This is a genomic window from Burkholderia sp. SJZ089, from assembly GCF_007828315.1.
Taxonomy (GTDB): Bacteria; Pseudomonadota; Gammaproteobacteria; order Burkholderiales; family Burkholderiaceae; genus Burkholderia; species Burkholderia gladioli.
Genome location: NZ_VIUM01000015.1, coordinates 79,189 through 99,273, shown reverse-complemented (window position 1 = coordinate 99,273; position 20,085 = coordinate 79,189). Strand labels below are relative to the sequence as shown.

The 20,085-nt window shown below is 68.0% G+C and carries 16 protein-coding genes; 4 read left to right on the top strand and 12 right to left on the bottom strand.

What is annotated here, in order from left to right:
* Positions 1–9: 9 nt before the first annotated feature.
* From FB600_RS25880 to FB600_RS25840, 9 genes are all read right to left on the bottom strand, one after another.
* Entirely contained in the window at positions 10–822 is an 813-nt protein-coding gene (locus tag FB600_RS25880) for an SDR family NAD(P)-dependent oxidoreductase (protein WP_145757572.1), read from the bottom strand.
* Between the two features lie 46 nt (positions 823–868).
* Positions 869–2,446, bottom strand: a complete 1,578-nt coding sequence (locus FB600_RS25875) for an acetolactate synthase large subunit (RefSeq protein ID WP_098151761.1) — start codon at positions 2,444–2,446, stop codon at positions 869–871.
* A gap of 815 nt (positions 2,447–3,261) precedes the next feature.
* Positions 3,262–4,788, bottom strand: a complete 1,527-nt coding sequence (locus FB600_RS25870; protein WP_145757573.1) for a UxaA family hydrolase — start codon at positions 4,786–4,788, stop codon at positions 3,262–3,264.
* Entirely contained in the window at positions 4,785–5,945 is a 1,161-nt protein-coding gene (locus tag FB600_RS25865) for a mannitol dehydrogenase family protein (RefSeq protein WP_145757574.1), read from the bottom strand. The genes FB600_RS25870 and FB600_RS25865 overlap by 4 nt, the downstream gene beginning before the upstream one ends.
* Before the next feature lie 31 nt (positions 5,946–5,976).
* A complete protein-coding gene (locus FB600_RS25860; RefSeq protein ID WP_013689624.1) occupies positions 5,977–6,987 on the bottom strand; it encodes a zinc-binding alcohol dehydrogenase family protein in 1,011 nt (336 codons plus the stop codon).
* A 72-nt stretch (positions 6,988–7,059) separates the two neighbouring features.
* The gene (locus FB600_RS25855; RefSeq protein WP_145757575.1) at positions 7,060–8,076 is read right to left on the bottom strand and encodes an aldo/keto reductase; all 1,017 of its coding nucleotides are present in this window, start codon (positions 8,074–8,076) and stop codon (positions 7,060–7,062) included.
* 83 nt (positions 8,077–8,159) lie between these two features.
* Positions 8,160–9,107, bottom strand: coding sequence for an ABC transporter substrate-binding protein (locus tag FB600_RS25850; RefSeq protein ID WP_046580384.1), 948 nt, complete (start codon positions 9,105–9,107; stop codon positions 8,160–8,162).
* A 55-nt stretch (positions 9,108–9,162) separates the two neighbouring features.
* Positions 9,163–10,194 carry an ABC transporter permease gene (locus tag FB600_RS25845; RefSeq protein WP_098151756.1) on the bottom strand — a complete coding sequence of 344 codons (1,032 nt, stop codon included), beginning with the start codon at positions 10,192–10,194 and terminating at the stop codon, positions 9,163–9,165.
* Positions 10,187–11,740, bottom strand: a complete 1,554-nt coding sequence (locus FB600_RS25840) for a sugar ABC transporter ATP-binding protein (RefSeq protein WP_046580386.1) — start codon at positions 11,738–11,740, stop codon at positions 10,187–10,189. The genes FB600_RS25845 and FB600_RS25840 overlap by 8 nt, the downstream gene beginning before the upstream one ends.
* A 225-nt stretch (positions 11,741–11,965) precedes the next feature.
* Here FB600_RS25840 and FB600_RS25835 point away from each other — a divergent pair, with 225 nt between their 5' ends.
* The 4 genes from FB600_RS25835 to FB600_RS25820 all read left to right on the top strand — a co-directional run bounded on the left by FB600_RS25835 (position 11,966) and on the right by FB600_RS25820 (position 15,979).
* Positions 11,966–12,667: a FadR/GntR family transcriptional regulator gene (locus FB600_RS25835; protein ID WP_046580387.1), complete on the top strand. Its 702-nt coding sequence runs from the start codon at positions 11,966–11,968 to the stop codon at positions 12,665–12,667.
* A gap of 150 nt (positions 12,668–12,817) precedes the next feature.
* Positions 12,818–14,056 (top strand): chromate efflux transporter, encoded by a 1,239-nt coding sequence (gene chrA / locus FB600_RS25830; protein ID WP_186467880.1) that lies wholly within the window; start codon positions 12,818–12,820, stop codon positions 14,054–14,056.
* 316 nt (positions 14,057–14,372) lie between these two features.
* Positions 14,373–15,290, top strand: coding sequence for a LysR substrate-binding domain-containing protein (locus FB600_RS25825; RefSeq protein WP_145757576.1), 918 nt, complete (start codon positions 14,373–14,375; stop codon positions 15,288–15,290).
* Entirely contained in the window at positions 15,287–15,979 is a 693-nt protein-coding gene (locus FB600_RS25820) for a DUF6196 family protein (RefSeq protein WP_233632219.1), read from the top strand. Before FB600_RS25825 ends, FB600_RS25820 begins: the two co-directional genes overlap by 4 nt.
* A gap of 79 nt (positions 15,980–16,058) precedes the next feature.
* Here FB600_RS25820 and FB600_RS25815 read toward each other — a convergent pair whose 3' ends face one another.
* The 3 genes from FB600_RS25815 to FB600_RS25805 form a co-directional block, all read right to left on the bottom strand.
* Positions 16,059–17,246, bottom strand: a complete 1,188-nt coding sequence (locus FB600_RS25815) for a M20 aminoacylase family protein (RefSeq protein WP_145757577.1) — start codon at positions 17,244–17,246, stop codon at positions 16,059–16,061.
* An 81-nt stretch (positions 17,247–17,327) separates the two neighbouring features.
* A complete protein-coding gene (locus FB600_RS25810; protein ID WP_096752667.1) occupies positions 17,328–18,797 on the bottom strand; it encodes an aldehyde dehydrogenase family protein in 1,470 nt (489 codons plus the stop codon).
* Complete coding sequence (locus FB600_RS25805; protein ID WP_145757578.1) at positions 18,794–20,071, bottom strand: NAD(P)/FAD-dependent oxidoreductase; 1,278 nt, start codon at positions 20,069–20,071, stop codon at positions 18,794–18,796. Before FB600_RS25805 ends, FB600_RS25810 begins: the two co-directional genes overlap by 4 nt.
* Between the last annotated feature and the right edge of the window lie 14 nt (positions 20,072–20,085).

The following is a 20,085-nucleotide window of genomic DNA, read 5'->3' as shown; positions in this document are numbered from 1 at the left end:
CTCCCGGTGTCAAAGAAAGATGCCGCGCGTGAGGCCGCCGTCGCAGCCGATCGACTCGCCGGTGATGGAGCCGGCTCGCGGCGAGGCCAGGAACGAAACGATCCAGCCCATTTCCTCCGGCTGCAGCACACGCCGGATCGGCGTGACCTTCACGTAGTTGGCTTCGACCTCCTCGGCTGTCAGCCCCTGTTTTCGGGCTTCCTTTTCGTAGAGTTCGTGAATGTGCGGCGTCTCGACCACGCCGGGGTGAATCGTGTTGACCGTGATGCCGAATGGGCCGAGCTGGTCCGACAGGGTTTTGGTCAGGTGGACGATCGCCACGTTTCGCATTCCCGAGATCTGCTTGCTGCCGCGCCCGGTCAATCCGCCCACATTGACGATGCGACCGAAGCCGTTGAGCCGCATATACGGTGCGGCTGCCTTCGCGCAACGCAGATAGCCGACCACCTTGATATCGATATCCTGGAGCAGGCCCTGCGGGTCCGCGTGCTCGAGCTCCGCGCGGACCAGGCCACCCGGGTGGGCCGCGCCGTTCAGCAGGATGTCGAGCCGCCCGAAGCGCTCGACGCACGCCGCCATCGCGGCTTCGACGGACAACATGTCGGTGGTGTCCAGCGTGACCGGCAGGATCGCGCCGGCCGCCGCGCGCAGCGGGGCGAGCGCCGTGCGGATCTCGGCGGCGGCGGCCTCCAGATGTTCCATGCGCCGCGCGGCGATGGCGACATTGACGCCCTCGCGGGCCAATTCCAGCGCGACCGCCTTGCCGATGCCCATGCTGCCGCCGGTGATGAACGCGGATTTTCCTTTGAGTTGCAGATCCATGACGAGGAAGAGTGAAAGTCGATTGATGGGAACGCAGCGAGTCCGCTCAGGACAGGCGCATTTCGATGAGTGTCGGGCCGTCGGTGCGCGCGAGCGCGTCGTCGAGTGCTTGGGAAAGCGCCTGCACCGTACCCGCGCTCTGCGCCGGTACACCGTAGCCGCGTGCCAGCGCGAGCCAGTCGATGGGCGGGTCGTCGAGCAGCGTCAAGCGGCTGGCGTGCGGCGTGTCGGCCGGCAGGCCGCTGCGCGCGAGTTCGGTCTGCAGGATCCCGTAGCGCCGATTCGACGCGATCAGCACGACGATCGGCAGCCGCTCGCGTGCCATCGTCCAGAGCGCCTGGATCGTGTACTGCGCGCTGCCGTCGGACTGCAGCGCGAATACCCTGCGAGCCGGGCAGGCAATGGCGGCACCCAGCGCCACCGGCAGGCCCTGGCCAATCGCGCCGCCGGTATTCGTCAGGATCGTGTGGCGACGCGCACGCGCCGACGCCGTCACGAACGGGTAGCCGCAAGTGCCGCCTTCGATCGAGACAATCGCGTCGTCGGGCAAGGCATTCGCCAGCACGCGTCCGACGGCCTCCGGCTTGAGCGCGCCCTCCCCGACCGGCCAGCGCTCGAGCGCCACGCCGCCCGCTTCGCGGGGTGTGCCGATGCGCTCGGCCAGGGCATCCAGTGCCTCGTCCGCGGCGTCTCCGGGCTCGGCCAACGTGAGGATGTCCTCGGGGCGGGCCAGTTCGCCGGGGATGCCTTCGTAGCCGAAGTAGGTCACCGGCGCGAGGGCCCCGGCCAGCACCACATGCCGGCCGGCAAGCACGGCGCGCGCCGGCTCGGGGAAATAAGGCAAGCGGTCGATGTCCGGCAGGCCGCCGCCGCGCTCCGAGCGCGCCGGGAAGGTTTCGCTGAAACAGAGGGCACCGGTGGCTGCCGCGATGCGTGCAGCAGCGCGCTGCCCACGGGCGGACAGGGCGCGGCCGCCCAGCAGCAGCACCGCCGGATGGCCGCCACGCAACGAGCGCGCAACCTGCTCGAGCCGGGCGGCGTCGAACGATACGCTAGTCGCGTGTACGCGTGCCGCATCCGTGCGGCCCACCGCGACCGACTGGAGATCCACCGGCAACACGAGCGTCGCGACGCCGCGTTGCTTGCCCATCGTCGCCGAAATGGCGTCGGCGGTATCGGTGGCGAGATCCTCGCTGCGCGCCACGCTGCGATACCAAACCGATACCGGACGGGCGAGAGATTCGATGTCGGAGGTCAGCGGCGCGTCATATTTCAGATGCGCGCGCATGTGGTCTCCGACGATGTTCAGGATCGGCGTGCGGGCGCGGCGCGCATTGTGCAGATTGGCGATCCCGTTCGCGTGACCGGGCCCGAGATGCAGCAGGGTCATGGCCGGCTTGCCCGCCATGCGGCCGTAGCCGTCGGCGGCGCCCGTGCATACCCCCTCGAACAGCCCGAGCACCGAGCGCACGCCGCTGACCGCGTCGAGCGCGCCGACGAACGGCATCTCGGTCGTGCCGGGATTGGCAAAACACACGTCGACGCCCGCATCGCGCGCCGTGGCGAGCACCACGCTCGCCCCGCTTTGCGTCCCGACGACGCCGTCCAGTTGTGGAATTTCCATGCGATCGCTCGAGATTTGAATGAAGTGGAATGAACTCTAATCCCGAAATACGGGATTTGTCAAACAATCATCCAAGGATCGAGCGCTTGCCCCGATCTGAACATGGAACCTCATTATTGCGATCATTCTGAGGATTACGATTCCATGACGAGCATCCAAAAATAAATAATATTCCCTCAATATGGAATTGATGCCAACATCGCCCCGCCCCACCAACGTCATCTCGTGTTCCCTCGTGCCGACCCGGGGCCGACACCATGCCGCCCACGTCGGCGCCGGCGCCGCCACGCGCCTGATGGCGGGAACGCGATGAACGCACGGCCGCTCGCGACAAGCTCCGGTCGTGGCGGGGCCCGGTCCGGGCAAGTCAGGATGGAAAGGGGGTGGCGTCACGCCGTGCTGTCGCGGCGTGATCCTGAAAGGCAGGAAAAGGAACCGGTTCCCCGGTCTGGGCCGGCGTCACGGCGGGCCCATCGGGCGCGAACGACTGCATTCGTGCGCGAGGAACTCGCGCGTCACGCGGTCACCGACAGGTTGCGACCGGCAGTCTCATTGCTGCTGGATCATGCTTTCCAGGGGCGATCGCCCCATGGCTTCGGATCATCTTCGATTCATCGGTGATCGCGCCGCGGCGGCCGCGTCATGCGCGCACCGCGCGCAGGGTACAGGTCGACGCCGAGGGGCCGAGGCGGCGTCGGCCCGACCGCCGGGAGGAGCGCAAGATCGGGATCGCCGCTCCCGCTCTGCGTCATGCCGCGGCGCGACGGCATCTGCCCGGTCCTTCTATTGCCGCCCGCCAGCCTGGAAGCGGCGCGCTACATCACCGCGCCGCGCAACCAGGGCACGAACTCGCGCTCGCCCACGCCGTTGTCCTCGCTGCAGGTCCGGCGCCCCGAGGCGACCTCCAGGATCAGCCGATAGAGATGCGCGCCGGCCTCCTCGACGTCGAGCGTCCCGTCGACGATCACGCCGCTGTTGAAATCCATGTCGGCGCGCATCCGCTCGAACAGCGCGGTCGTGGTGGCGATCTTGAGGGTGGGTACCGGCTTCGAGCCGAACACCGAACCGCGGCCGGTGGTGAAGCACACGAGATTCGCGCCGCCGGCGATCTGGCCTGTCGCCGAGACGGGATCGTAGCCGGGCGTGTCCATGAACACGAGCCCCTTGCCGCGCACCGGCTCCGCGTAGTCGTACACCGCCTCCAGCGGCGAGCTCCCCGCCTTCGACACCGCGCCGAGCGATTTCTCGAGGATGGTGGTGATGCCGCCGGCCTTGTTCCCCGGCGAGGGGTTGTTGTTCATCTCGGCGCCGTGCTGCCGCGTGTAGCCTTCCCACCAGCGCAGCTTGTCCATCAGGCGCCGCGCCACCTCGGCCGACGCGGCGCGCTCGGTCAGCAGATGTTCGGCGCCATACACCTCGGGCGTCTCGGAGAGAATCGCCGTGCCGCCGCTGCGCACCAGCAGATCCACCGCCACGCCGAGCGCCGGGTTGGCACTGATGCCGGAATAACCGTCCGAGCCGCCGCATTGCAGCCCGAGCTTCAGCAGCGACGCCGGCACCGGCGTGCGCGTGGCGCGATTCGCGGCTTCCAGTTCCTCGCGAACGATGGCGATGCCGCGCGCCACGGCTTCGCGCACGCCACCCTCGTCCTGGATCACCAGGGTGCGCACCGGCCGGTCGGACGCCGCGTCGAGCTGCTCGGTCAGCCCCGTCACCTGGTTCACCTCGCAGCCCAGGCCGACAAACAGCACGCTCGCGAAATTGGGATTTCGCGCATAGCCGGTCAGCGTGCGGCGCAGCAGGTCCATCCCCTCGCCCGCCGAGGACATGCCGCATCCGCTCTGATGCGTGATCGCCACCACGCCGTCCACGTTCTCGAAGGCCGCGAGCGCATCGCCCCGAAAAGCGTCCGCGATCGCGTGGCAGACGGTGGCCGAGCAGTTCACGCTGGCAATCACGCCGACATAGTTGCGGGTGCCGGCCTGGCCGTCCGCGCGCGGGTAGCCGAGGAAGGTATCGGCGCGGGGAGCCGGCGCGGCGTGCCGGGCCGTTGCGGCTGCCTGCGCCTCGCTGCGATGCAACGGCGGCATGCCGAGATTGTCCACATGCACGTGTTCGCCTGCCGCGATGTCCCGCAACGCGATGCCGATGGTCTGCCGATACTTGGTGATGCGCTCGCCGTGCGCGATATCGCGCACGGCGAGCTTGTGCCCGGCAGGGATGGGCGAGCGGATCCGCAGCGCCCGGCCGTTCAGTTCCAGGCGCGCATCGGCTTCCAGCGCCCGCATGGCGACCGCCACGTTGTCGTCGTCGTGCAGCGCGATGAGATCGCGATCCTTCATGATGCAAGCACTCCTTTGCCGGACGAAGACAGCCCGTGCTCCGCCAGCATTTGCCTCAAGCGCGGCTGCGCCGTCGGCAAGGACAGGGACTCGGCCAGCTCGACGAGTGGCAAGACCCGGCGTTCGACCTTCTGCCGGTGATTGACGGCAATGTCGGCGATGCGATGCGCGAGGAAGGGGTTCAGGAATCGCTCGCGCACCGTGTCGAGGTAGGCTTGGGCATCACCCTGCAAGGCCAGCGCGCCGAACACGGGCAACACCTCGTCGTGCCACACGCTCTCCAGCGCCTCGCGCACGCGGGGCGTGCGCATCGCGTCGAGCACGGTTTCATTCTCGGCACGACGCTCGCCGAGCCACTGCCCGGCCAGCCAGGTATGGCCGAGGTTGAGGAAAAACAGCTTGAGCCGCGCGTGGCGGCTCAGTTCGTCGGTGAGCACGATCTGTTCGTGGATGCAGGGCAGCGTCATACCCGCGCGTCGCTCGATCGCCCACAGCGCATAAGGCTCCGCCACCGCGCCGACCGGCTCGAGCGGTGCCGACACGATGCGGTCGACCAGCGAATTCACCCACACGCAATGCGTCTCCAGATAGCGGAGGAACGATTCGGGCAGCGTCCATCGCCGGGCCAGGCCGAGCACGATATCGCGCAAGATGTCGCCATTGCGCTCGATCAGCTCGCATGGATAGAGCGACACGCCATGCCCTGGCCGCTCGCGCCAGCGCGCATGCAGCAGCACCAGCAGCTTCGCGGGATAGCTGCGCGGCACCCTCGTCTCGTCGGCGAGCAGTTCGGCCGAGTCGTGCTCGTCGAGCGCGTAGCCGGCGTCGCCGGTATTCGAGACGATGACGCGCGCCTCCCCGATCGCCACGCGACGGATCGCGGCCCAGTCCGTATCGGCCGTCCAGGCATGGCGCACCGCCGTGCATTCGACCCGGCGGTCCACCACGCGGCCGCCTTCGCGGCCCTGTATATGCACCGGGTAGCGGCCGGTCCCGGCCAGGGCCGCGATTCGCGCGCGGCTCGCCGGGTTGGCGGTGGTCTGCACGATGCCGATGGCGCCGATCGCATCTCCGCGCGCCAGCGCCTCCGAGACGAACAGCGCGACGTGCGCCAGCAGGAAACGGCTGGTGCCGAATTGAAGGATCGGTGTACTCATGCAGGCGGTCCTGGTTGAGCAGCGGCGCGCTTCAGCATTCGACCAGCGCCTTCACCACCGTTTGCCCCGGTTCGAGCAAACGCGGAAACGTATCGGGCAGCTCGGCCAGGCGCAGTCGATGCGTGTTGAGCGCCTGGTCCGGAATCCGGCCGGCGCGCATCGCCTCGAGCACCGTTTCGAAATCCTCGGCGGTGGCGTTGCGGCTGGCGAGCAGGGTGGTCTCCCGCTTGTGGAACTCCGGATCGGAAAAGCTGATCGTGCCGGGCACGATCGAAATGAGCGTGTAGGTGCCGCCGTGCGCCACGAAGCCGAAGCCGCGGTTCATCGCGTCGACGTTGCCGGTGGCATCGAACACCACGTCGAAGAACTCGCCGTTCGTCAGCGAGGAAAGCCGTGCCGTGTCGTCGGGACCGACCGGCACGGCGGCGTCCACGTCGAGCTGCGAGCGGCAGAATTCGAGCCGGTCGGCGCGCGTGTCCAGACACACGACCTTGCCGCCGCGCAGCTTCGCGAAGATCATGGCCGCCATGCCGATCGGCCCGGCGCCCACCACCAGCACCCGCTGCCCCGCCTCCACCCTGGCGCGCCGCACCGCGTGCGCGCCGATCGCGAGGAATTCGAGCATGGCCGCCTGGTCGAGCGACACGCCTTCGGCCTTGTGGACGAACTGGGCCGGCACGCTCAGGTACTCGGTCATCGCGCCGTCGCGATGCACGCCGAGCACCTTGATGTTCACGCAGCAGTTGGTCTTGCCCTGTCGGCAGGCCACGCAGTGCCCGCAGGACAGATAGGGCATCACGTACACGCCGTCGCCGGCGGCGAGCCCGGCATCGCCGTCGGCCTCGACGACCACGCCGGACAGCTCGTGGCCCATCACGCGCGGGTATTCGAGGTAGGGCTGGTTGCCGGTGAAGATATGGAGGTCGGTGCCGCAGATACCGACCCGGCTCACACGCAGCAGCACCTCCCCGGCCTTGCGCTCGGGCAGCTCGGATTGGTGCGCGCGCAGCACGCCGGGAGATTCGCAGATTACGCTGAGCATGTAGAGGTCCTCATGAATGGAAAACAGTCGGCTCGCCGGGCGCGTCGACCAGCCGGATGGTCGGCGGGAACATCAGGTCGCCTCCCCGGGCAGCGGCGCGCGGGCATCGACCAGCCCGGCCTCGCGCAGCGCGCGCCAGAGTTCGTCGGGTATCGGCCGTTCCAGCCAGGCGATGTTCTGCTGCAGTTGCGCTGCATCGCTCGCGCCGACCAGGCACGACGCCACGGCCGGGTGCGCGAAGGGAAATTGCAGCGAGGCCGCGGGCAGCGGCACCTCGAAGCGCGCGCATACGGCCGACAGCCGGCTGACCTTCTCCAGGATGTCGGCGCTCGCCCGCGCATAGTTGAACTTGCCGTTGCCCACCAGCACGCCCGAATTGAAAACGCCACCGACCACGATCGCAGTGCCCAGGCGCGAGCAGGCGTCGAGCAGGGGCGCCAGCGCGCCCTGCTCCAGCAGCGTGTAGCGGCCCGCCAGCAGGATCGCGTCGAGCTCGGCCTCGTCGAGCGCGTCGGCGGCCACTTGCCATTCGTTGACGCCCAGCCCGATGCCGCCGATCTCGCCGCCGGCGCGCAACGCCAGCAAGGCGCGAAAACCGCCGCCCTCGGTCAGTTGCGCCCAGTGCCGCGCGTGCTGCCCGCCATGGGTCATGCGGCCGATATCGTGCACGTAGAGCAGGTCGATGCGCGCCAGCCCGAGACGCTGCAGACTGTCCTCGTAGGAACGCATGATGCCGTCGTAGCTGTAGTCGAACACCGGGCGAAACGGCAGCGGCTCGGCCCAGTTGTCGTCGCCGGGCCTGACGCTGGCGTCGGGGCGCATCAGCCGGCCCACCTTCGTGCTCAGCGTATAGGCGCCGCGCTCGCGCGCGCCGAGCGCCTGCCCGACACGCCGCTCGGAAAGCGTATAGCCGTAGAACGGCGCGGTATCGAAGTAGCGCAGGCCCGCGGACCAGGCGGCGTCGGCCAGCGCGGCGGCGTCGGCTGCCGCCATCGGCTGGTAGAGCCCGCCGAACTGCGAGCAGCCGAGGCCGAGCGCCGTCAGCGTCAGCCCGCTGCGCGGCAGGGTGCGTATTGCGCTTGCCTTCATGAGCGGTAGGAATTCATGAATTCGTTGTGCCGAATCGTCGACGGGACCCGTGCCCGTGCCAAGGCGCGGGTCGCCGCCATTCGTCAGTAGAGGACGTTCTTCGCCTGCTGCGAATCGAGGTTCTGCTTGTCGACCATCACCACGCCCGTATCGATCTGCTTGGGCACCGGCTTGCGCTCGATCACGCCGATCACCGTCTCGATGCCCTTGTGCCCCATCTGCCACGAACCCTGCACCGCGATCGCCTGCATCGTGCCGTCGCGCACGAAGCCTTGCAGGTCCTCGTTGCCGTCGAAGCCGATCGCCACCACCTTGCCGGCCTTGCCCGTCTGCTTGAGCGCGCGCCCGACGCCCACCGCGGTCGGCTCGTTGGCGCCGAAGATGCCCTTCAGGTCGGGGTTGGCCGACAGCACGTCGGTGGTCTGGTTCAGCGCCATCGCCATCTGCGACTGCGAGTAGTACGGCCCCACCACCTGCAGCTTGGAGTGGCTGGCGATGTACTTGCGGAAGCCGCCGACGCGGCTCACCTCGGAGCCGGCGCCCGGCACGTAGGACATGATCGCGATCTTGCCGGTCTGCCCGACGCGGTCGATCAGGGCCTGCGCGCAAAGCTCGCCGGCCTTCTCGTTGTCGGTCGAGAGGAAGGACTGGTAATACGACTTGCCGGAAGGAGAAATCGCCGAATCGATCAGGACCACCGGGATATGCGCGTTCCAGGCCTGCTTGATGGCCGGCACCAGCGCGTCGGGATCGGACGGCGCCAGCACGATGCCCGCCACATGCCGGTTCACCGCGTTGACCACCATGTTCACCTCGTCGGCGATATCCGATTCGGCCGCCGGGCCCTGGAACGTCATGGTGTAGCCCTTCCGGTCGGCCAGCGCCGCGTTGGCGCCCTTCTGCACGTTCTGCCAATAGTTGGAATTGACCGTCTTGACGATCACGGCGATCTCGCCGCCCGCCGCCTGGGCGCCGGTACTGAACGCGGCCCATAGCAGCGCGGAGGCCGCCAGCATCGGGAATGTCTTCATGTCTCGCTCCTGTCTTTGGTGGTTGGACTTCTTATGACTGCCTGTGCGACTGGGTTCAGCGCTTGCGGTTGCGAAGCTGGTCGATCCAGACCGTGCCGAGGATCACCACGCCGATGATGATCTGCTGGATGAAGCTGGACACGCCGTTCATGTTCAGCCCGTTGCGCAGCACGCCGATCACGAAGGCGCCGATGGCGGTGCCGGAAATGGTGCCGACGCCGCCCATCAGCGAGGTGCCGCCGATCACCGAGCTGGCGATCGCGTCGAGTTCGTACATCACCCCTTCGTTGGGCTGCCCGGTCACCAGCCGGGACATCAGCACGCAGCCGGTGACGCCGGCCAGCACGCCCGACAGCACGTAGGTGAACAGCTTGACGCCCTGCACGTTGACGCCGGAAAGCCGCGCCGCCTCGGCGTTCGATCCGACCGCGTAGATGTGGCGGCCGAGCGAGGTCCTCGACAGCAGCACGGAAACCACCACGAACAGCAGGATCATGATCACCACCGGGTAGGGAATGCCCGGGAAGGTGGTATCGGGGAAACCGTCGGGCCCGAGATGGGAGACGCGGAACAAGGCGCCGTTGCCGAGCGCGCCGAAGGCGTCGCCGAGGTCGGACACGGGACGCGCGCCGGTGATCTGCAGCGCCATGCCGCGCGCGACCAGCATCATGCCGAGCGTGGCGATGAACGGCGGCAGGCCCATGCGCGTGACGCAGATACCGTTGATGAAGCCGCACAGCGCGCCGACCAGGACCCCGCCCAGCATCGCCAGCGGCACCGGCACGCCGGTCTTGGCGAGCAGCGCCGCGCACACGCCGGCCAGCGCCAGCACCGAGCCGACCGACAGATCGATGCCGCCGGTGATGATCACGCAGGTTGCAGCCACGCCGAGATAGGCGATCGAGGTGACCTGCAGGCCCACCGTCATCAGGTTGTCGACCGAGAAGAACGCGGTGCTCGTGATCGAGAACGCGATCACGAGAATCACGAGGCTGCCCAGCGCCGCGAATTTCTGAATGAGTTCGCGTCGCCGCTGCTGGGCGGATCGATTGGCGGTGTGAGTGCGATCCGATGTCATTTCAAGCATGGGTGCGCCCCGAAGCGTAGTGCATGATCTCCTCCTGACTGGTGTGTGCCGTGTCGAGCACGGCAGTGATGCGGCCTTCGTGAAACACGGCGATGCGGTCCGTCATGCCGAGCAGCTCCGGCAGCTCCGAGCTGATCAGCACCACGCCCACGCCCTCGGCGGCGAGCCGGTCCATCAGGCCGTAGATCGCGAACTTCGCGCCGACGTCGATGCCCCGCGTGGGCTCGTCGAAGAACAGGATCCGCGAGCCGCGATAGAGCCACTTGCCGATCACGACCTTCTGCTGGTTGCCGCCGGAAAGATTGCGCGCGACCTGGTTGACCGAGGGCGTGCGGATCGCCAGCTCCTGCACGTAGCGCTCGGCCACGCGCGCCTCCTCGTGGAAGCGCAGGAAGCCGGCGCGCGAGGCCACGCCGCGCACGTTGGCCAGCGTCACGTTGGCGGCGACCGGCATGCCCAGCGCCAGGCCTTCCTTCTTGCGGTCTTCCGAGAGGTAGGCGATGCCATGGCGGATCGCCTCGCGCGGCGAGCGGATCGTGACCGGGCGGCCGTGCAGCGACACCGTTCCGCCGTCGAGCGGATCGGCACCGAAGATGGCGCGCGCCACCTCGGTGCGGCCCGCGCCCATCAGCCCGGCGAAACCGAGGATCTCGCCCTTGCGCAACTCGAAGGACAGCGGCCCGAACACCCCTGCTCGCCGCAGGCCGTCGACGCTCAGCAGCACCTCGGCGGTCGGCACCGATTGCCGCCGCGGATAGGCATCGTCGAGCGAACGCCCCACCATGCGCGCCACCACGTCGTTGACGGTGAGCGCGGCGAAATCGTCGGTCGAGATATGGCGGCCGTCGCGCAGCACCGTGACGCGATCGACCACCTCCGCCATCTCGTCGAGACGATGCGAGATGTAGAGGATGGCCACGCCCTCGGCGCGCAATTCCTTGATGATGCGAAACAGATGGACGGTTTCCGATTCGGTCAGCGAGGACGTCGGCTCGTCCATGATCAGCACCTGCGCATCGAGCGACAGCGCCTTGGCGATTTCCACCATCTGCTGCTGCGCGATGGACAGCGCGCCGACCTTCGTGGTGGGCGCAAGCGAGAGCCCGATACGCGCCAGGCATGCCGCGGCATCCGCGTTGAGCCGGCGCCGGTCGACGAAGGGGCCGCGCTTGGGCTCGCGCGCCAGGTAGAGGTTCTCGGCGATGGACAGGTCCGGAACCAGGTTCAGTTCCTGGTGGATGATCGCGATGCCGGCCGCCTGCGCATCGGAGGTGGAGCGGAACTCCACCGCCTCGCCGCGATACCGGATGCTGCCGCCGTCCGGGCGGTACTGGCCGCTGATGATCTTCATCAGCGTCGACTTGCCCGCGCCGTTTTCGCCGCAGATGGCGTGCACCTCGCCGCAGCGCAGGTCGAGGTTCACGCCATCGAGCGCGATGACGCCGGGAAACTGCTTGCGGATGCTCTCCAGTCGCAGGATCTCGCGATCCGCGGCCAGGTGGTTCGACTTGCCGGCAAGGTCCCGCTGGCTGCGAGGCGTGCTCATCCTGTCTCCTGTGACGGCTGGCCTCGTGCCGCTGGCCAGTCCAATTTCGGCACATTAAAACGCAATCTCCCAGATCGGTCAAGCCAATTTGTAAATTTACAAATTGACCTGACCAAATCCGGCGGCATGCCGCCGACGGCACATTTGCGGGGCGGCATCGGCCGCTGCTAGACTGCGCCACGACGCTATTCCAGGCGTTTTCCGTGGACTGGATGCTGGCTGTTTATGAAATCACAAGAGCCCAAGCGGCTTTACCAATCGATAGCCGCCGATATCCTCACGCTGATTCGCCAGGGTGAGTTTCCCGTCGGCGAGCGCTTGCCGGCCGAGCGCGAGCTCGCGCTAAGGTTGGGCGTGTCGCGTCCGTCCTTGCGCGAGGCGCTGATCGCGCTGGAGATCGGCGGCCGCGTCGAGATCCGTGTGGGCTCGGGCGTCTATGTGCGCGATCCCGGCGCCGACGATGAAAGCGCTGTGGGCGCGCTGGGCGACAGCCCTTCGGAGCTGATGCAGGCGCGCGCGGCCATCGAGGGCAGCGTCGCGGCGCTGGCGGCTGCGCGCATGACGGCCGCCCTGGCCGATCGATTGAAGCGAACGGTGGACCGCATGCACCGGTTCGCCGCGGCCGGCAAGACGCCGGTGGATGCCGACCGGCAATTCCACATGCTGATCGCCGAGGCGGCCGGCAATTCGGTGCTGGCGCGTTTCGTGGGCGAGCTGTTCGACAGCCGCCACGACCCGATCGCCGCGGCGATGCGCGGCCATACCGAAAGCGCGCAAACCTGGACCGATGCAGTCAACGAACATCGGGAAATCCTGCGTGCGTTGCAGTCGGGCGACCCGATCGCCGCGCAGACCGCGATGCGGGCCCATCTGATGGCCTCCGAAGCGCGATGGGTCGGCGGCGCGCTGAAGCGGGACGCGGAATGAGGCCGCCTGGCGTGGCCGTTGGCGAGGCCCTGTCCACTGCGTAGCGGAACCTCGCGATGACTTGGCCGGACTCGCCATCCCGGCTCCCGCGTCGAACCACCCGGCGCCTCCCACGCGCGACGAACTTTCATCCTTGAGATTCCGATACCCATGGACGCCGATCGCATGCCCTCGTCGAACCCGCCGCGCGGCGGCACGGCGTCCGAGGTTCTCGCGGTCTTCCTCAAGCTGGGGCTGAGCAGCTTCGGCGGTCCCGTCGCGCATCTGGCCTACTTCCGCCGCGAGTTCGTCGAGCGCCGCCGATGGCTGGACGACGAGGCCTATTCGGATCTGGTCGGCTTGTGCCAGTTCCTTCCGGGGCCGGCCAGCAGCCAGGTCGGCTTCTCCATCGGCCTGCTGCGGGCCGGCTGGCTCGGAGGGCTGGCCGCCTGGCTCGGATTCACCCTGCCCTCCGTCCTGCTGCTGATCGCCTTCGCGGCCCTGGCCCCGAGCCTGGGCGGCCCGCTGGGCGAAGGCCTGGTTCACGGCCTCAAGCTGGTGGCCGTCGCCGTGGTCGCGCAAGCCGTGTGGGACATGGCGCGGCGACTCTGTCCCGATCGCCGCCGGGCCTTTATCGCGCTCGCGACACTCGCCCTGCTGGCGGTCCTGAGAACGGTGTATGCGCAACTGATCGGGATCGCCCTCGGCGCGGCGCTCGGTCTTCTGCTCTGCAGGGGCGCGACCTTGCCGGGCACGAACCGCAGGCAGCTTCACGCGGATGCATTCAGGGTGTCGCGACGGGCAGGCGGTATCGCGCTGCTGCTGTTCTGCGTTTTGCTGGCCGGGCTGCCGACCCTGGCGCCATCGACTGCGAGCCGCGCCCTTTCCGTGTTCGACGGCTTCTACCGCTCGGGCGCGCTGGTGTTCGGGGGCGGCCATGTGGTGCTGCCGCTGCTGCAACAACAAACGGTGGCGACCGGCTGGGTCTCGCCGAACGCCTTCCTCGCCGGCTATGGCGCCGCGCAGGCGGTGCCGGGCCCGCTCTTCACCTTCGCCGCCTTCCTAGGCTGGATCATGCCCGCGGCACCGAATCATTGGGCCGGTGCGCTACTGGCCACGCTCGGCATCTTCCTGCCCGGGCTGCTGCTCGTGCTTGCCGCGCTGCCCTATTGGCAGGCGTGGCGGGCCCGGCCCGCCATGGCGGCGGTGCTTGCCGGCGTCAACGCGGCGGTCGTCGGGCTGCTGGCAAGCGCGCTCTACTCGCCCGTGTGGACCAGCGCGGTGAACGCCTCGATCGACTTCGCCGTCGCGGCGATCGGATTTTTCCTGCTGGCTCGCTGGAAAATACCCCCGCTCGCGGTCGTCCTGCTCGGTGCGCTGGCCGGCGTTGCCGAAGCCGTGCTGCGGTAAGGGGCGCGGGCAATCGACGCGCGCCGCCGCGGGTCGCGCAGCCGAGTGGCGTGGCTCATGTCGTCGTCGGCCAGCTCGCCTCGCACCGCCTGCGGCTCGTCGCATGTCGCGATTGTTCGGTTGGGTTGCCTCCCGCGATACATCGCTTCGTGGCCTTGCCGGCACGGCAAGACCACCGGCATGCGTGCATCGGCAAACGGAATCCGAGCCCCGTGCGTGACACGGCCGGCCGAGGCGGATGAAGCGATGCAGCGTGCGATAATCCCAACCCGACATGGGTCGCGCTCGACCACCTCCATCGCAAGTATTTCGATACATGGCTGCTCGAACCAATCTCGACATGGACGTGCTGCGGACCTTCGTCCTCGGTTTCCAACTGGGCAGCTTCGCACGTGCCGCGGAGCGGCTCGGACGTTCCCAATCCGCCGTGAGCACCCAACTACGGAAGCTCGAGGATCAGGTCGGCGCGCAACTGGTGCGACGCACCGGAAGAGGCCTCGCGCTGACCGCCGCCGGCGAGGCCTTGCTCGGGTATGCGCGGCGTCTGCTCGAACTGAACGACGAGGCGCTCGACACGGTTCGCGGCACCGAGCTCGAAGGCTGGATTCGGCTCGGCATGCCGCAGGATTTCGCCGATACGTTCCTGCCGGGCGTGCTGGGGCGGTTCACTCGGGCCCATCCGAAGGTGCGGGTCGAGATGCACGTCGAGCGCAGCGCACCCTTGAAGCACAAGGTCCTCAAGGGCGCGCTCGATGTCGCGCTCGCCTGGAACGACGGCGATCCGGCGTCGCGCGAATACCCGATCTCCGACGTCCCGATGGCATGGATCGGCCGCCCGGACTTGCTCGATCTGGAAACGCTCGCGGCGGGCCCGGTTCCGCTGATCGTGTTCGAGCAGCCCTGCCCATTCCGCGCCGCCGCCATTTCGGCCTTGGACAAGGCTGGAATCGCCTGGAACCTGGTGTTTTCGACGCCAAGCCTGTCCGGCATGTGGGCGGCAGCCGAGGCGGGGCTCGGCGTGGCCGTGCGCACCGCCGTGGCCGTGCCGCATGGTGTGGAGGTGCTCGATCACGCCGCGCTGGGCCTGCCGGCACTGCCCAGCATTGCGCTCGCGCTGTACCGCGCCGACAGCGACGCCAGCCCGGCCCACGAGCGGCTTGTCGAACTCGTTCTGGACGCGGTGCGCGAAGCCATCGGCCGACAAGGCAAACGGAACGCCGATACCTCGGCTTGACGCCCGACTTCGAAAACGCCGAAGTCAGTCTTCGGAATTATCAAATTCCCCCGCGAAAGTCGAGTGTTAGATTGTTGCCAGCCGAGCATCGCGACACGACGAGCCATACAGCGAGCAAAACGGCGCGCTCCGGCCATCCGGCCCGAGCGAACCGCAGGTCGCCGGCGATGAGACGATCGCCGCGCGAGTTCATCGAGAGTGCCCCGATGGTCGATATTTCACGCGAAACCGCCGAACAAACCGAGTTGCGCCTGCGGCGCGTCATCACGCAGGCGCAGTTGGTCGTCTATCCCGGTTTGTACCGTTTCGACGAATTTCCGCTGGACCGGTTTCCCGACGCGGCGAGAAGCGACGCGCTTGCCTTGGTGCGCGACGATCACGTCTGGAGCCAGCTGGTTCCGTGCGACGAGACACGATACGAGCGCTTCGGCCTGTTCCGCTTCCATTTTCCCGAGGACGCCGACAACAGCGGCTTCGTCGGCTGGCTCGCCACGCATCTCAAGCGCCGCTTCGGTACGGGCGTATTCGTGACCTGCGGGCAGAACAGCGCCGCCGGCGGCATCTTCGATTACTGGGGCGTGCCCGCCGAGCTGGCGGACATGGTCTTCCAGGAAGTCGGTCGACTGGTGCAAGGCGACGTGAATTCCGCGCCCGTCGTCAACGGCGAACCAGGTGTCGAGGTTCGGTAACTTCGCGGCTCATGGGCACGCGACACGTCGTCCGTCACGGACCGTTCATCCCGCCAAAGCCGCTCGCCACGAACGAAGTTCACGGTGAGCGCATGAAGTAATGCCGTGCCAGGGCGACCCAGTATCGAACGCCCGCCGAAATGATGTCGTCGTTGAAGTCGTATTTCGGATGATGCAGTGCCGGGGCGGCAGCGCCGGCCCGCGCATTGCCGATCAACACGTAGGCGCCGGGCCGCTCTTCCAGCATGAAGCCGAAATCCTCGGAGGTCATGTTCGGCGGCACGTCGCGACGAAGACGTGCTTCACCGAAGGTCTCGCGAATCACCGCTTCGCACAATGCCGTCTCGGCCGGCGCATTGACCGTCGCCGGATAGTACTGGAAGAATTCCACGTCGACCTGCGCGCCGTAGGCGCGGGCAAGTCCGGCACACGCCAGTTGAACGTCCGTCTGCAGCTTCTGCTGCAACGCCGACGACAGCGTGCGGATCGTGCCGCGCAGTTCCGCCGTGTCGGGAATGACGTTGTCCGTCGTGCCTGCCTGGAACATGCACACGGAAATGACGGCGGGGTCGACGGGATCCTTGTGCCGTGCCGCGATGGTCTGGCACTGCAGCACCATCGAGCAGGCCAGCGGTATGGGATCGATGCCCAGATGCGGCTGCGCCGCATGGGCCCCCTTGCCGGTGACCTTGATCCTGAAGCGCGAACCCGCCGCCATGATCGGGCCGGTGCGCAGCCCGAAGTGCCCCGCCGGCAGACCAGGCCAGTTGTGCATGCCGAATACCGCTTCCGTCGGACATTGCTCGAAGAGCCCGTCGTCGATCATCTTGCGCGCGCCGGCGCCGCCCTCCTCTCCCGGTTGAAACACGAAGTGGACGGTACCGGGCAACTGCGGCAGCGCCTTCATCGCGCGCGCGGCCCCGAGCAGCATCACCGTATGACCGTCATGGCCGCATGCGTGCATGATCCCGTGCGCGCACGATGCGTGCGCGAAATCGTTGGCTTCCTGGATCGGCAACGCGTCCAGGTCGGCACGCAACACGATGCCGCGGCCCGGGTCCGCGCCCGGCAGGCTGGCTACGACGCCGGTGCCGCCCAGCCCGCGCGACACCGCATAACCGAGCGCCTCGAGCTCGCGGGCGACGACGTCGGCCGTCCGGTGCTCCTCGAATCGCAGCTCGGGATGCGCATGCAGGTCGCGCCGCAGTTGCGCCCAGTGTGCATGATGGTCTTGCAGCCAGGAATCCGGAATGACGGGATTGTCCAATTTCGGTACCTTCGAAAGGTGGGACGCTTTTACTCTCAGCCGCGGTCCGATCGGCGCGGCGCACGCATCAGTCGTAAAGAATCAGTCGTAGAAACCGACGATCGACTTGATCTCCATGTACTCCTCCATGCCCTCGATACCGTACTCGCGCCCATTGCCGGACTGCTTGTAGCCGCCGAACGGCGCCTGCGGGTCCCATGCCGGATAGTTCAGATGCACCTGTCCCGCCCGGATCCGGGCGGCCACCTCGCGCACGCGCTCCCGGTCGGTGCCCTGCACATGGGCGCCGAGCCCGTAGACCGTATCGTTCGCGATGGCGACCGCCTCGTCGACGCTGTCGTAAGGCAGGATCGCGAGAACCGGGCCGAAGATTTCCTGCTGCGCGATCGTCATGTCCGTGCGCACCTCGGAAAAGATCGTCGGCCGCGCATAGAAGCCGCGGTCGTATCCCGCGGGCCGTCCGGGGCCGCCGGCGACGAGCTTCGCCCCGTCGTCCAGGCCCGCCTCGATCATTCGCGCGACCCGCTCGAACTGGGCGCGATTGGCCAGCGGCCCATGCGTGGTGGCCGCCTCGAACGGATCGCCGACGACCATGTCCTGCATTGCCCGCTCGGCCAGTGCCTCGACCTGGCCGAGCGCGCCGCGCGGCACGATCATGCGGGTCGGCGCGCTGCATGATTGCCCCATGTTGCGAAACGCGGCGGCCACGCCGGGCGCGATCGCCCGCTGCAGGTCCGCATCCGGCAACACCAGGTTCGGCGACTTGCCGCCCAGCTCCTGCGCGACGCGCTTGACGGTTGGCGCGGCCGCCTGCGCGACCAGCACGCCCGCCCGGGTCGAGCCGGTGATCGACACCATGTCGACCTCCGGGTGACAGGACAGCGCGGCCCCCACCTGTTCGCCGCTGCCGCTGACCAGGTTGAACACCCCCGCCGGCACGCCGGCATCCGCGACCAGTTCCGCGAACAATATCGCGCTGAGAGGCGACAGCTCGCTGGGCTTGAGCACGACCGTGCAGCCTGCAGCCAGCGCCGGCGCGACCTTGGCCGTGATTTGGTAGATCGGCCAGTTCCACGGCGTGATCAGCGCGCACACGCCGATCGGCTCGCGCGCGATCGCGGTCGTTCCGCGCCGCCTGATGAAGGGGTAGTCCGCCAGGTTGTCGCGTGCGACGCGGATATGTTCCGCCGCGAGCGGCACATGGGCACCGCGCGCATAGCCGATCGGCGCGCCCATTTCCATCGTGAGCGCCATCGCGAACTGCTCGGCGCGCGCCAGCATCAAGGCATGCATGCGCCCGAGCAGCGCGGCGCGCTGCGCGGGCGAGGTGGCGGCCCAGCCCTCGAACGCGTCCCGCGCGGCCTGCACGGCGCGCTCGGCGTCACGGGCGCTGCCGAGCGGGATCTCGCACAGCCTGTCCTCGGTGGACGGGCAGACCAGTTCGGCCCGTGCGCCGCCCTCGGGCCTCACCCAGTCGCCGCCGACGAAGAAGCCGTCCAGTCTTCCCGCCTGCGCCAGGCGGGAAATCGTTGAATCGACACGTGCATTCATTGCAGGAAGTCCTTGATTCGATACCATGCGCCGACCATCGGCAGGAACCATGGTTTGCCGAAATGGCCGGGAATCGCCGGCCAATCGAAACTGCTCCATGGATTCAGATCGGCGCGCCCGTCCATGATCTCCGCCATCAAGGTGCCCATCAGGGTGGCCATGTGCGTTCCGTGGCCGCTGTAGCCCATCGAGTAATACATGCCGTCGCGCTCGCCCGCGCGCGGCAGCCGGTTGGCCGTCATGTCGACCATGCCGCCCCAGCAATAATCGATGCGCGCCGTGGCCAGCTCGGGGAACACGGCGACCATCTGCCTTTGCAGAATCCGTCCGCTCTTTTCATCCGATCGCGGATCGGACGCGGCAAATCGCGCACGGCCCCCGAACAGCAGCCGCCCGTCGGGCGTCTCGCGGAAGAAATTGACGAAATTCCGGGTGTCGGTGACCATCCGGCGGGTCGGCAGCAGTCGATCGAGCACGGCACGCGGCAAGGGTTCCGTGACGATGATGAAGGCGCCGACCGGCACGATCCTGCGCCGGATCCAGCCAAACGGCCCGATCTGCGAAATGCCGCTGGCGAGCAGCACCTGGCGAGCGCGGATCGCGCCGAGCGGCGTGCGCGCCACGTAGGCCCCGCCCGCTTGCCGCGCCAGGCCGAGAACCGGCGTGTGTTCGAGGACATGCGCACCGCGCGCCTGCGCGGCATTCGCCAGGCCGCGCACGTAGCGGCCCACGTGCATGCCCGCGCTCTTGCTCAGAAGCAAGCCGCCGTGATAACGGTCCGAGCCGATCTCGTCACGCAGTTCCGCCTTCGACACCACGCGCGTATCGGGATCCACGCCGGCGGCCAGCAAGGCCTGGCTGCGCACCAGCCTGTCGTAGTGCTCGGGCTTGGCGGCGAGCTTGAGCTTGCCGAAGCGCGCGAAATCGCAGTCGATCGATTCCTCGCGGATCAGCCGTTCCACCATGTCCACGCCCGCATCGAACGCGAGATAGAGGCGGTTGGCCAATTCCGTCCCCAGGCGACTCGACAGGGAGGCGTAATCCTGCGCGAACCCGTTGTTGCACATGCCGCCGTTGCGCCCGGATGCCGCCTGACCGACCGTGCCCGCCTCGCAGACGACCACGCTCGCGCCTTTCCTGGCCAGCGCCAATGCGGCCGCCGATCCGGTAATGCCCGCGCCCACCACCAGCACGTCGCAACTTCCGCCGGGCAACTCCCGGGAGCGGCCGGCGAATGGCTCGCAGGTGTCGAGCCAATAGGAACTGAAACGCATCACACTCCTCGATT